At 45.5% G+C, this 13406-nt stretch carries 13 protein-coding genes; all 13 read right to left on the reverse strand.

Annotated features, from left to right (window positions below; genetic code table 11):
- Positions 1-36 precede the first annotated feature (36 nt).
- The 13 genes from Ga0451573_RS03930 to rarD all read right to left on the reverse strand — a co-directional run bounded on the left by Ga0451573_RS03930 (position 37) and on the right by rarD (position 13343).
- On the reverse strand, positions 37-2088 hold the full coding sequence (locus Ga0451573_RS03930) for an HD domain-containing protein (RefSeq protein ID WP_231682568.1): 2052 nt from the start codon (positions 2086-2088) through the stop codon (positions 37-39).
- 137 nt (positions 2089-2225) lie between these two features.
- Entirely contained in the window at positions 2226-2570 is a 345-nt protein-coding gene (locus Ga0451573_RS03935) for a hypothetical protein (RefSeq protein WP_231682569.1), read from the reverse strand.
- A 306-nt stretch (positions 2571-2876) separates the two neighbouring features.
- Complete coding sequence (gene alr, locus Ga0451573_RS03940; RefSeq protein WP_231682570.1) at positions 2877-4079, reverse strand: alanine racemase; 1203 nt, start codon at positions 4077-4079, stop codon at positions 2877-2879.
- A gap of 3 nt (positions 4080-4082) precedes the next feature.
- Positions 4083-5141, reverse strand: a complete 1059-nt coding sequence (locus tag Ga0451573_RS03945; protein WP_231682571.1) for a lipid II:glycine glycyltransferase FemX — start codon at positions 5139-5141, stop codon at positions 4083-4085.
- A 35-nt stretch (positions 5142-5176) separates the two neighbouring features.
- Positions 5177-6847, reverse strand: a complete 1671-nt coding sequence (locus tag Ga0451573_RS19990) for a M1 family aminopeptidase (protein WP_231682572.1) — start codon at positions 6845-6847, stop codon at positions 5177-5179.
- A gap of 254 nt (positions 6848-7101) precedes the next feature.
- A complete protein-coding gene (locus Ga0451573_RS03955) occupies positions 7102-7968 on the reverse strand; it encodes a C40 family peptidase (RefSeq protein ID WP_231682573.1) in 867 nt (288 codons plus the stop codon).
- A 196-nt stretch (positions 7969-8164) separates the two neighbouring features.
- On the reverse strand, positions 8165-8614 hold the full coding sequence (locus Ga0451573_RS03960) for a GatB/YqeY domain-containing protein (RefSeq protein ID WP_231682574.1): 450 nt from the start codon (positions 8612-8614) through the stop codon (positions 8165-8167).
- Positions 8615-8630: 16 nt separating this feature from the next.
- On the reverse strand, positions 8631-8807 hold the full coding sequence (rpsU, locus tag Ga0451573_RS03965) for a 30S ribosomal protein S21 (protein WP_231682575.1): 177 nt from the start codon (positions 8805-8807) through the stop codon (positions 8631-8633).
- A gap of 168 nt (positions 8808-8975) precedes the next feature.
- Positions 8976-9317, reverse strand: coding sequence for a histidine triad nucleotide-binding protein (locus Ga0451573_RS03970; protein WP_231682576.1), 342 nt, complete (start codon positions 9315-9317; stop codon positions 8976-8978).
- 94 nt (positions 9318-9411) lie between these two features.
- Complete coding sequence (gene mtaB / locus Ga0451573_RS03975) at positions 9412-10722, reverse strand: tRNA (N(6)-L-threonylcarbamoyladenosine(37)-C(2))-methylthiotransferase MtaB (RefSeq protein ID WP_231682577.1); 1311 nt, start codon at positions 10720-10722, stop codon at positions 9412-9414.
- Positions 10715-11473, reverse strand: coding sequence for a 16S rRNA (uracil(1498)-N(3))-methyltransferase (locus tag Ga0451573_RS03980; RefSeq protein ID WP_231682578.1), 759 nt, complete (start codon positions 11471-11473; stop codon positions 10715-10717). The genes mtaB and Ga0451573_RS03980 overlap by 8 nt, the downstream gene beginning before the upstream one ends.
- A 1-nt stretch (position 11474) precedes the next feature.
- Positions 11475-12413, reverse strand: a complete 939-nt coding sequence (prmA, locus tag Ga0451573_RS03985) for a 50S ribosomal protein L11 methyltransferase (RefSeq protein WP_231682579.1) — start codon at positions 12411-12413, stop codon at positions 11475-11477.
- Between the two features lie 6 nt (positions 12414-12419).
- Positions 12420-13343 carry an EamA family transporter RarD gene (gene rarD / locus Ga0451573_RS03990; RefSeq protein ID WP_231682580.1) on the reverse strand — a complete coding sequence of 308 codons (924 nt, stop codon included), beginning with the start codon at positions 13341-13343 and terminating at the stop codon, positions 12420-12422.
- Positions 13344-13406 lie beyond the last annotated feature (63 nt).

Raw genomic sequence — 13406 nt, forward strand, 5'->3', positions numbered from 1 at the left:
TTCCCATTATTTATCTGACCACTGCACATGCCTTCATTAGCTCACTTTTTCCTTTTCCCTCGCCTTCGCCTTTAAGAAGGAAATCAATTTTTCCCGATTCGTTTTACTTATTGGCTCTTCGGCAGAATAATACAAATAAAAAAGCGGGATTGTTTCTGAATAATTTAAATCCTGATCTGTAGAAACATCCTTCAATCTCATCGGCTTGTCCTTTAAAAGTATGAAAGTATTATCAATATCAAAATCCTTCATCTTCACCTCTGCACTAACCCAAACAACATCGTCCATTCCATATTTTTTAAACTCCTCTGGCCAATCATTCACAAAATAGCCGAAGTTCGTATTTCCCTTCAATTCCATGTTATCTTTAAGAACAGCAAGAAGAGCCTCTTTCTCACCAACAGTCCAATCCCTAAAAAACAAATTATACTCTGCATATGATTTCCAAACACTCTTTTTGTAATTTCTAGTAAAAAACTCTTTATAGATTTTTTTTAACTGAAAAGAATTGGGACAACTATCAGCATTAAGGTAACACTCTTTAAAAAGAGCTATAATATCATAATCGGTTGTACGGAAAAATATATGACCATTATATTCGATTGGTTCAAGCATGGACAGCATATTTGTAAGAACTCTATCCGTACGGATGTTCTCACCGGCATTAATAAGATATTTCGCTGAAATACGTAGTAATTCTATCAACAGATAGTTAGAATAATAGACTACCTTGTGATGCGCATAAATCCATAAATATTCGTAATTTCTGGAATAAATCACATTTCGTAAGACGCTGAGTGAATTCTTGTGAAAAGCCAGGACCACTTCCACTCTACTGTTTTCACACTTAAAATGACCCAAAACTTCTCCGCTAAACTGTCCGGTAATACGGCCATTTAGATAAATAGAAGGCATCTGTATCTTAGCATCGTTATCACCAGAAATCCCAATATTTTTTTGGCACCTAAAATTACCAGTTTCCAATATAAGATTCTCTGTAAGGTTTGCATTAATTTCAACTGGCACGACTTCTTTTGTTGACTGAAGACCCTCTAAGTCATATCCACCCATTTTTACATATCCATCAATTGCCTTCATGGAGTTCTTGATTCTAGCCTTGCCGTTAAGATAAATATGTCCTTTAATACTACCTCTGAAATTATCAGCTATAATATCACCTAATATTGTGCCAGTTACCTTTCCTACCAACAGCCCATCTAAAATTGGGTTGTCAAAAAGCTCATCGCTTAACGTACAGTTGCTAAAATGGGTTTTTTCAACTATAGTTAAAGAGCTAAGCAACCGATCGACATCTAATGCAGCATTGTCCACCCCAGATAATCTGGCATCTCTAACGATGTAATCTAACCCGTCAACATCAATGGATTGAGAGTTAAGTAATTGAATTATGCAGTTTTTTATCTGATTTTCTCTGCTTTCAATGTTTTTGTACTTACAGCCGATAATAGCGCGGGCAATAAATTCCAGATCATAATCCACATAATCATTAAATTCATCTTGGATTATCTTTTTTACTGATGTTCCAAATTCGGTCTTCGCCAACAAAGCACTCATCCGCTCATGAGGTTTCCCAATCCCATCAAAATCATTACGAAAACTAGAACTGTTATATTCCTTTAGCAACTTATCATTTAATGTTTCAGAATCATCCTTAGTAACGTAAATGTCATATAAATATTCGAGGGTATGGGAAAACGGTGAATGCCCACAGTCATGAATCAAGCAGGCAATAGAAAAAAGCACCCCACATTTGTCCCAAAAATTTTCATTTTCCTCTTTATCGGTGAAAACAAAATAATGATTTCTATCTTCGCCTTTATCAGAATAATACATTTTAACATTCCCTCTAAATGCCTCAAATGCCTTAACTCCGAGGTGGAATGTTCCCAAGGAATGGATAAATCTGTCATGTCGGGCAGAAGGATATAAAGTTCGCATACCGGTCTGTTCAATATATCTTAATCTCTGAAAAAGGCCCGTGTCGACAATTTCCTCGATAAAAGGTTTAGGAACCTGGATGTAACCATGAACATTGTCTCTAAGAATTTTATATTTCCATCTGATCATAGCGTTTCTCCATTTTGCATATTCTTATAAATTGTTATCATAAATAGGATAAACACCCAAAATCATCCATATAGAAAGTCAAAAAAAAATACTTGTCGTTTGAAATACAAATTCTTCCCTAGTTAGCGGCAAAAAACTCACTTTGCACACGAAGAAATAAAAATCGCCGCACTTTTCTTAAGGGTATCGGAAACTTCCGGATTAAATCTCGAATTAAAATAATCGACATTGATTTTTTTGCATCCAAAAATTTTATTTCCAAATTGAGCAAAAAAGGTTTGGTATATTTTTACCGCATTTCTGATAGATTGCTCATCCACATCGAAATATACATATTCTGATTCCATGCTAGGAAGTTTTGCCAGCTCACTCTTTACTTCTTCGCAGTACTTCACTAGTTCATTTCTGTCAACCCCGCATTGCTGATCCACCTGTGATAAAACATTGGCAAGAATAACCTCTGATTGCAGAACAAGACACATAATGTTCTCCTCCATAACACATTTAATTTTTTAAGTTAAATGTACACCATGCTTTCATCAAATCACAAAATTCTATTATTAATTAGACAACGGGCATCCAAAATCCTTCTTTTTGTAGAAAGACACTGGATATTTTTGTTAAATATCACTCAACTTACCAGAGATCAATGCGTAATAATTAATTTATTATATGAAAATTCCACCTCAGAGATGCCTTTCTATACGTTAACAAAAAGGAGCAGTATAATCACTGCTCATCTCTTCATGTTTATTCCTATTGTGATGCCCAATATAACACAGTTTCCGCTAATCCTGCTTCTGTGTCGTCCCGGTGACGGCAGCCTCCCTGACCCCGGCATAAATCTCGCTTGCAGGCACACCCCCGACATCCGCCCCAGCCGCTGCGACACCCACATATATCCGTTCCATGCGGGCCGAAGCAAACAGCGGATTAAGACTGACATCAACCACATCACCTGGTTTTACCGGCAGGCTGCCAATATCCACAACTGTGAGCTGCAAACTTGTTTTCCCAATAACCTTAAGGGGTTTCCCCTCAAAGGATACCATGTTATCCGGGCGAAAGAAGGATTTTATCAGGTGGTACTGTTCCCTGAGGTAATCAGCAAACCTGAAGGCATCATTCTTTTTCTGAACCCCGAAGCCGTCCGTATACCCAATAGGCAGGACGGCAGCTCTGGTGGTCTGCTGAGTCCTGTATGTGTTACTGTATCCGACATAACTCCCCTTCGGCAGGCTGCGTACCTGAAGTACCCTGACCCGGCAGCGGTATACCCGCTTCAGTGGTACAGCCGAATTAACGGTACTGTTACCCAGGAAGGCAGAACCGATGCTGACCATATCCATATGTGTCGCCGGGAATTTCAGGGCTGCCAGGGAATTGGCGCTGTATTTCAGGGGGATAGCCAGCCCCCGGTTCTCAAGTTCTGCCACCACATTGAGGAAATTCTCCCTCTGTACGGCTGTATAGCCCATTTCCTTTTCAAAGGCATTGCTGTAATGTGTAAACACACCCTTATACACCAGTCCATTCAGTTCCTTAAGCCGCTGTGCCGCTGACAGTAATTCTTCCGCAGTGAAACCCATTCTCCCCATACCGGAATCAATTTTCAAATGGACATCTATAGGCCTGTCCGCTTTCACGGCATGTTCGTTGAGGATTTCAGCGGCTTCCAGGGAATAAACGGCAGGAATCAGGCGGTATTCCCACAGCTGCTCAAGCTGCTTGGAGTCATGATACAGGGGAGCAAAAACCAGGATCGGTGACTTAATCCCGCCCTGTCTCAGCTCAGCGCCCTCGGCAACAGTGGTCACAGCAAAAAATTGTATCCCCTGTTGTTCCAGAAAGTTCCCCACCGCTAAGGCTCCCAATCCATAAGCGTTCTGCTTTATTACCGCCATTATGGGTACATCAAAATAACTTCGCAGGGCCTGAACATTATCCTTTAACCTGCCAAGATCTATCTCCATCCATTTCTCCAAGTTCATCCCCTACTTCCGCAGTTTCTTTTTAGCCATAATCACTTTGGAACGCAGCTTCTTAACTAACGGAATCCCCACATCCCACAGTTTGTACATCAGCGGGTCAAACACAAGGTCAAATTCTCCGGCAAACTCGGTAAAGGTGCCATTAAATCCTTTTTTAAACCTGAAAAGCCCGTATAGTGGATTGGAAGGGTCCATATCTCCGGAAATTCCCCGGAAATCATAAATGTCGCACCCTTCTTCCTTGGCCCATTTAATCATATCCCATTGCATCAGGTAGTTTGGCATCAAATTCCTCTGTTCATTGCTGCTGGCGCCATAGAGATACCAGCACTTATCACCGAACGCAAGGGAAATAGCCCCCGAAAGCACCTTGTCCCCATACTCGGCAATGTAAAGCCTCATGTAGCCGGGGGGAACCAGTTCGTCGTACATCTTCTGAAAATATGCCAGGCTCCTGACCACAAAATTATCCCGCATACCCGTAACTTCCATGATACTATGAAATGCCTTCAGGTCTTCCCTGCTGCCGATGCGTACCTTAACCCCCTTGCGTTCTGCCAGGCGGATGTTATACCTGGTTTTGTGGTGAAAACCTGCCATCACTTCTTCCAGGTCAGACGTAATGTCCAGGCGGGAAACAAACCGGGGCTGGATACCCTCAAAATTAAGGGTCAGGGGTTTTCTGCGATACCCCAGGCCGAAGAGATTATCCACCTTATTTTTTTCCGCTGCCTCGATATCAGGGTCAACCTTCAACATAATGGCATTATACCGGCGGGATATCTCCTTGATCTTGCCTGTAAAAAAACCGAGGACTTCTTTGTCAGTATAGTCCAGTACCGGTCCCCGGGGACAGTACATAAAATTCTTCCCGATAACCGGGAGCCTCCTGATCAGGATGCTTCCGGCCCCCTTGACAATACCATTATCCCTAATCACAAAATAAATATTTTTCCAGTCAGCCTTTACTTTGGCCCACTCCAGTGTCTGCAGAAAGTTGCCCCCATGGGCCCTGATATACTCAGTATATTCTGCAGGATCCCCATTCAGTACTAACTCCATATTCTCCCCCTGCCCTGTCAAAAAAGTATGCATTATTAATCCAGTAACTGGCTCACCTGGTCTTCCCTGAGTTTACCATCCAGTATCATCCGGAATTCTGTGGCTGAAACAAAGCCAAACTTATATCTATCATAATATTCTTTAATGAAATTATCAAACTCATTTTTTCCCAACAGCAGATAAAGCTGTTCAAACAATTTCCGCCCATTCCGATAGTGCACATTCCGGTAGTCCTGCCATGACCCGAACCCTTCCAGGCTCCTGTTAAGGCCCCCGGTATCGCCGGTATATCCGGGAACTCGGCCGCTCTGTGCATAAGCGGTAAAAAACTCCACCAGACCCTCATCGATATATGGGGCATTATACTGGTCACTGCCTACAATATTGTAAAACCACTGGTGGGCCACCTCGTGAAAGACTGTATTTGGCAGGTTACCCCTCGATGTCCCTTTTGAGATTAGTATCATCGTGGAATATTCCATGCCATTTAAGAACATGTCATTTTCCACAATATTTAGCTGCTGCCACGGATATTTTCCCACATTTTTATTAAAAAATGCCAGAGCCTTCCGGGCAGCGGCAAGAACCGCCTCAGGACGGCTGTCAGGTGAATAGTAATAATAGTGGACCTCTATCTCTCCCTCTTTGGTTACGGCTTCCCGGTATCCCCTATTCAAAAACACCGGTAAATCGCGAACCCTTTCCAGAACACCGGTATATATTTTCCGACCGCCTTCTTGCTGTATAGTATTGGCATTACATAATATAAGGTTAAAATCCTGAGGAACCGAAAACCGGAATTGATAAGTTGACGACATATTAACGAAGGGGTCGCCAATCTCAGTCGGCCTGTTTTCGCGGTTATCAGCGCTTAACACCGGCAGCCAGTTTCCCAGCCAAATTCCCTTTTCACTGCCGCCTACGCGATCAGCGATATAGGGAATTTTTACCCGGAATTTAATCAACAGGTTATGTTCCCCGCGTAAAAAACCACCGGTTCCGGGCGCTACGCTGAGGGTCTCACCCTTAACTTCAAAATAAACTGTTTCCCCGTTATAGGTAACATCCTCAATCTCAATATTACCTGCATCCTGGCCGTTCCGCACGGCATAACGCCTGATCTCGGAGGAATCCAGGCTGCTGTCCCGGTAGCGGTTCATATACAAGTTGAATTTGACTTCCTCCACAGCTTCCCGGCACATGAAAGTAACTTCTTCCGTTCCCTCCACCATCCGGGAAGCAGGGTCAAAATCAGCTTCAATATTGTAATAAGGCATATTCATCCCATCAGCAGTTGAAACTGCTGCATAAACCGGAGGAGGTATTTCAGCAGCACCATTTGCTGCTCCCTGGGCAAAACCCGCAGTCACAAAAAGCGCCAAAGCCAGCACAGCAGCCACCCCGAAAGCAGGCCTGAACCTTCGTTTACCCCTTGTCGTTTTAGGGGAAGCCGCTTCCTTCTCCTTCATCGAATGCAGGCAGTTTTCCTCATAAGCCTTCCTCATCCGGGCGGCATTACCGGCATATACAGCTGCAGACCTGTGGCCCGGACCATAAGTCTCTCCGGCTATTTGGCACGCTTTTTCCGCAGCCTGGGCAGCCTTCAGATAGAGCCCCTGGCGGTAACAAATGCTGATTGTCTCATCAAGCCTTGACAGCAACAGCAGATTTGATTTTTTCTTCCATGGGTCAATAGTCCTGCTCACAGAAATCACATCCTGAATATGGCAGTTAAATTATCTAAATTAATTATTCGCTGAAATGGTTGTAAATTCCTGCTAATTTGACAAATTCCTCTATAATGCGACCCCCCCCCTGTCGCTGCACAACGAAAACGATGCCCAATATTTCACGGACACCGCTGTGTGTTCACCTGGCTTTTCCTTTACCGTACCTTTCGCTTTTACAGCGAGCTGATCTATTACATCACTCTCAGCGTCCAGAGAGTCTTTTGGGTCTTTTAAAGTACCCTGCGCGCACCCAGATACTTGGGGACATAATAGGAGTTGGAAAGACTGGTAACAGTTATCCCCTTTGTATAAGAAGCATGAATAAAACTGTTATTTCCCACATAGATGCCCACATGGCTGACACTTTTGCCATTGGTGTTGAAATAAACGATATCACCAATTTGGAGTTCATCCTTGGATACCGCTTTACCAACTGTGGCCTGGCCGGAACTGGTCCTTGGAAGGCTGACACCGGCTCCCAGCCTGAAAACATAGCTGGTAAACCCTGAACAGTCAAATCCCTTGGGTGTTGAGCCCCCGCGGACATATGGGGTGCCTTTCAGGGAATTGGCAATACTGATTACTTTATCTATTTTAGTCTGTCCTGAACCACTCCTTGATGCAGGATCTTTTTCCTCCTGTCCGGCATCAGGGGCCGGTGCCGGCTGTGGGCTGCTCTTAGCTGTATCCGGAGCCGGCTGAGCCTTAACTGCAGGTTCAGATACCGGCTTGGTCACTGTCTTCGATACCGGCTTGGTCACAGGTTTAGGTGCAGGCTCCGCTTTGGGCTGAACGGCTACTACGGTCTGGGCTTCCTTTTTCTCAGCGGATGCCTGTCCTTCCACCACTGTATTCATGGCAATATTAGTAACCGAAGCGGAGGTTTCCGTTTGTTCCTCCCGTTCATCTGTGCTGTGATCATTGAAAAGTAACGGTTCATCTTTAACGGCAACAGGGACAGCCATTATTATATGTGTTCTCCCGGTTTCCGGTCCGGGGCTGTTAACAGCAGAACTCTCCTGGGCATAGCTTGACATCAGCCAGGCAGCGGATATAATGGTTACCACGGCAAATGCCGATGCAATCCTCTGTCTCAATAGCCGTTCCTCCTTTTTGGAGCATGTTACCATATCTGTCTAATTCGACATAGCTGCCGAAAACCCTCTGTATAACTCCCAAAATAATCATTTTTTTGCATTTGTTACTGCTATTTTACATAATCAGACCGGAAAGTGTGCAAAAATGGGCACCAAAAAAAGAGAGTGTATCCATTCGGATCACTCTCTTTCGCTTCTACCCAATCATTTCTTTTACTATCAGGTTAACCAGTTTACCGTCAGCCTTTCCTTTTACCACCGGCATAAGTTTGCCCATAACCTTACCCATTTCCCTGGGCCCTGACGGCTTAACCTCATCTATCACTTCCTTAACCAGTCTGCGGATTTCCGCCTCAGACATCTGTTCCGGAAGGTAATTCATTAAAATATCAATTTCATCCCTGAGCCCGTCAGCAATGTCCTGACGACCGGCCCTTTCATACTCTTCCCGGGCATCTTTCCGCTTCTTAACTTCCCGTGACAGAACTTCAATTACCTCGTCTTCGGAAAGCTCTGCTCTTTTGTCAATCTCAGCATTCTTCAGGGAGGAAATTACCATACGGATAACGGACAGGCGTTTCTTGCCGCTTTCCCTTGCTTTCATGGCGGCTTTCATGTCTTCAGTCAGCGTCTGTTTAAGAGACATAGGAACCTCCTTTTAATTACCAGAACCTTCTCTTCCTAGCTGCTTCAGACTTCTTCTTCCGCTTTACACTTGGCTTCTCATAGTGTTCACGTCTTCTTACTTCGGATAAAACTCCGGCTTTTTGGCAGGACCTCTTAAAACGCCGTAAAGCACTGTCCAATGTTTCATTTTTTCCAACTTTAATTTCCGCCATCTTTTTCCCTCCCTCCGCTGATGACAATGATGCGGGATTCGGTCTGCAATAATTTCTATGACCATTGCCATATCGTTAGGGCATAAAATTACACATTCTTAATTATACTATATGCCTCAATAAGGTGTCAACTACGCCCGGCAACTTAAGCAGTCGGCTGCACCCGAATTATGCAAAGTTCTTCAGTTCCTCACCGCCAATGAGGTGGTAATGCATATGGAAAACTATCTGTCCGCCTTCCTCATTACAGTTTGTCACAATCCGAAAGCCTTTTTCGGCAATTCCCGCTTCCCGGGCCAGCTTGTTGGCAACCAGATGGATATGACCAATTAAATCAACATTCTTTTCATTGAGATCAAGAACATTTATCAGGTGTTCCTTTGGTATGATAAGCACATGTACCGGGGCCAGAGGACTTATGTCCCTGAAAGCCAGAATTCTTTCATCTTCATAAACAACCTGACTGGGAATTTCCTTTTTTGCAATTTTACAGAAAATGCAATCCTGCATTTATTCAGCACCTCCTTTTAACGATTCCTTTTTTGCCCATATTTTCGAAACAAATTTATTCGACATCTATGATAAAATTCCTGCAAGGCAGGCATTAAATCCGCATCCTGGCCAGCAGGTTAGCACCTTTCAGCTTCACTGCCCTGACATCAACAAGTTTGCCCCTGATATCGTCACTGCTCTTGAACATTACCCTGATATAAGTATCAGTAAGGCCTTCCCACAAATCATTATCCCTGTCAGCCATTTCTTCAGCCAGAACTTCCAGGTTGCTGCCGATAAACCTTGCAGCAAACTTTTTCTGGTTTTCCCGGTCAAGGGCAATCAGTCTTCTGCTCCTCAAATCCTTGGCCTCTGCCGTAACCTGCCCGGGAAATCCGGCTGCAGGCGTACCCTTTCTGGGGGAGTATTTAAAAACATGAGTTCTGCTGAATCCAACATCTTTAATGAACTCATAGGTATTTTCAAAGTGTTCATCTGTTTCCCCCGGAAAACCGGTTATTACATCAGTAGTTACCGCTATCTCCGGGATCTGGCCCCTGATTGCCCCAACCAGGCGCGAAAATTCAAATGTGGTATACTTCCTGTTCATCATTTTGAGAATATCGTCATCACCGCTCTGCAGCGGAATATGCAGATGCCGGCAGACTGTTTTGATCTGGGCTACCGCATCTATCAGGCGGGGGGTTATGTCAAGAGGTTCGACAGAACCGAGCCTGAGCCTTTTAATTCCCGGAGTCAGGGCGATCTGGACGACCAGGTCGGCCAAATCTGTCTGTTCTGCTAGCCCGGCCCCATAAGCCCCGATATGGATACCTGTCAACACTATTTCTCCAAAACCCTGTGAGATAAGCTTCCTGACTTCAGCAAGTACATTTTCGGGAGCACGGCTCCTCAAGGGTCCCCTGGCATAAGGAATGATGCAGTAAGTACAGAAATTGCTGCATCCCTCCTGAATCTTGACAAAGGCCCTGGTCCTGTTCTCATAATCGAGGATGGGCAGGTCCTCAAACTCCCGGTAGGTCATCACATCACTAACTGTATTAACAGGTTCAGGGGACTTTTCAGCCTCTTCCACAAGCTCCACAATCCGTGACTTATCCCTTGTACCGATAACCAGATCAACACCCGGAATATCAAGAACTTCCCCCGGGGAAGTCTGGGCATAGCACCCCGTAACGCCAATGACAGCATCCGGATTTTTCCTGACAGCACGCCTGATTACCTGTCTTGATTTGCGGTCACCCTGGTGAGTCACCGTACAGGTATTGATAATATAAATATCTGCAATTTCATCAAAATCCACTGTTTCATAACCCCGACTGCGGAAAGCGCTGGCCATGGCTTCTGTCTCATACTGGTTTGTCTTACATCCCAGGGTAAAGAATGCGGCTTTTTTAGCCATTTGACACGCCTCCCAGATCCCCAAGTTCATATAAAATAATGGCTGCAGCCACTATCCCGGCAGTTTCAGTCCGCATGATGCGAGGTCCCAAAGAGACCGGCAGAACCCCGGCATTCCGCGACAGCCTGGCCTCCTCCGGAGTAAATCCCCCCTCAGGGCCAATAAATACTGCTGCCTTTTTCCCAGTTATCTTATTACCTCTCAGGACGTCTTTTATGCCTACCAATCGTTCCTCTTCCCAGGGCATTATTCCTAAAACATCTGGAGTGATTTCCGCAACAGCATCGACAAATGCGAGGGGTTCTGCAACCACCGGAACAACCATGCGGCGTGACTGTTTAGCCGCTTCCTCGGCAACCCTCTGCCATCGGGTATGCCTGGCGGCAGCCTTCCTTTGGTCAAGTCTTACAATTGTCCGCTCACAGATTACGGGAACAATCCGGCTCACACCTAATTCGGTGCTTTTTTGAATAACCAGGTCCAGCTTATCCCCCTTGGGAAGTCCCTGGTACAAAACGACCTCCAGAGGCGCTTCTGTGGCAGTTGCTCTTTCTGCAATTATATCACAAATTACCTCTTTGCCGGTAATTTCCCGAATTTCAGCATCAAACTCCCTGCCGCCGGCATCAGCTATCTCTATCTTGTCCCCGGGGCCTAAGCGCAGGACTCTACTGATATGTCTCAAATCAGGGCCTTTGATAGCAGTGGTTTTTTGACCTGCCAAAACTTCGGAAACAAAGAAACGCGCCATCTTAGTCCTCCCTGACAGCCCGAAATGACACCCATTCACCCTCCCGGCTGACCTCTTTGATTACAAAGCCCGCTCCCCGGGCAGCTTCAAAAACCTCTTCAGAACGAGTGCCGATTATCCCGGAAGCCACAAAAACCCCGCCATTTTTCAGAACCCGGTTAGCATCAGGACATATACGTATAATCACATCGGCCACAATGTTCGCTGTCAGGATGTCTGCCTGGCCGGTTACCCCGTCCAGAAGATTTCCTTCCATTACCTTGATTTTGTCCTCCAGACCGTTTAGAGTCACGTTTTCGGCAGCCACAGTTACCGCAACCGGGTCAAAATCCACTGCCCAGACCTCTCCCGCACCCAGGAGTCCGGCAGCAATGGAAAGAATTCCTGAACCTGTCCCAATATCCAAAACCGTTTCCCCACCCTGGATAATGTCCTCCAAAAATCTGATACACATAACTGTGGTCGGATGGGTCCCGGTCCCAAAAGCCATTCCGGGGTCAAGTGCAATCACAAGTTCACCCGGCTTCTGATGATAATCTTCCCACGTTGGTTTGATTACAATCCTCCTGCCAATATTTACCGGCTTATAATATGCCTTCCATGAATTGGCCCAATCTTCTTCCTGTACCTGCGAAAATCCCATTCCCCTGATGGCGCCCGGAAAAAAATCACTGTCAAGCTGCCTCAGCCGTTCACGAATCCGGCCCACCCTCTCTTCAAGCCTGCTGTCAACAGACAGATAAGATTTTACCAGGACAGATTCCCGGTTTAACATATCCTGTGGAAATTCGTAAGCATCCCAAATTTTTTCGGCTATCTGCCGCTTAACCAGATAAGGATCCTCTATCGACACTCCTCCGGCGCCGCAGTCGATAAGTATTGCGGAAACTGCTTCCACAGCATCCGGCTCTGTTTCTATAGCAATTTCCCGCCAGTCCATTAATAATCACATCCCTGCTTTTTTAAACAAGCGCGGCTGCAGCCGGTACATCCACTTCATCCCTGAAAGGGAATAAATCAGGAGCGCCACCCAGATAAGGCCAAAGCTGATGGCTTCGACAACTGTAAATGGTTCTCTGAATACGAATACTCCCAAAAACAGGGTTATGGTTGGAGCCAGGTACTGAGTCAACCCGACTGTAGACAGAGGGACAACCTGAGCTCCTTTGGCAAACCATAATAGGGGAAGGCCTGTCACTATCCCCGAGAAAACCAGCAACGCCGCCAAGCTGAGGGAGTATCCCAAATTTCCCGTACCGGCTGCCTGTTTAAATATTATGTAGCCGAGCGCGGCCGGAGCGATGACCACTGTTTCCAGGGTGAGCCCCATAAGGGATTCTATATCGGCAACCTTTTTGATTAATCCGTAAGTCCCAAAGGTCAGTGTCAGGATCAGGGCAATCCATGGTATCCTGCCATAGGTAACGGTGATAACTGCCACACCGGCTGCAGCCAGTAAAATGGAACACACCTGCCAGAAATTGAGCTTTTCCTTCAGCACTACGACACCCAGAAAGACGCTGAAAAGAGGGTTTATATAGTAACCCAGGCTTGCCTCCACTACATGGCCTGCATTAACCGCCCATATATAGGTAAACCAGTTAGCGCTGATAAGACCGGCACATACCAGGGCATAAACCCGGTTCGGCCTTATTGAGAGCATGCTGATAAATTCATGGCGGCGTCCGTAAATAAATAAAGCCGCCGCCGCAAAGACAAAGGACCAGAAAATCCTGTGGGCCAGTATTTCACCTGCCGGAACCTGTTTTAAAGCCTTCCAGTATAATGGCAGAATCCCCCATGCGGTAAATGCTGCAACTGTATATGCTATTCCCCGAAGATAGATTTTCCGCTGGTCCTTCTCATCCAAAATACAGTTCCTCCCTGCCTACAATAATACAGCATTGGCCCGAGCCCGCTGCCAACAGGGTCA

The sequence above is a fragment of the Phosphitispora fastidiosa genome (genome assembly GCF_019008365.1).
Taxonomy (GTDB): domain Bacteria; phylum Bacillota; class Thermincolia; order Thermincolales; family UBA2595; genus Phosphitispora; species Phosphitispora fastidiosa.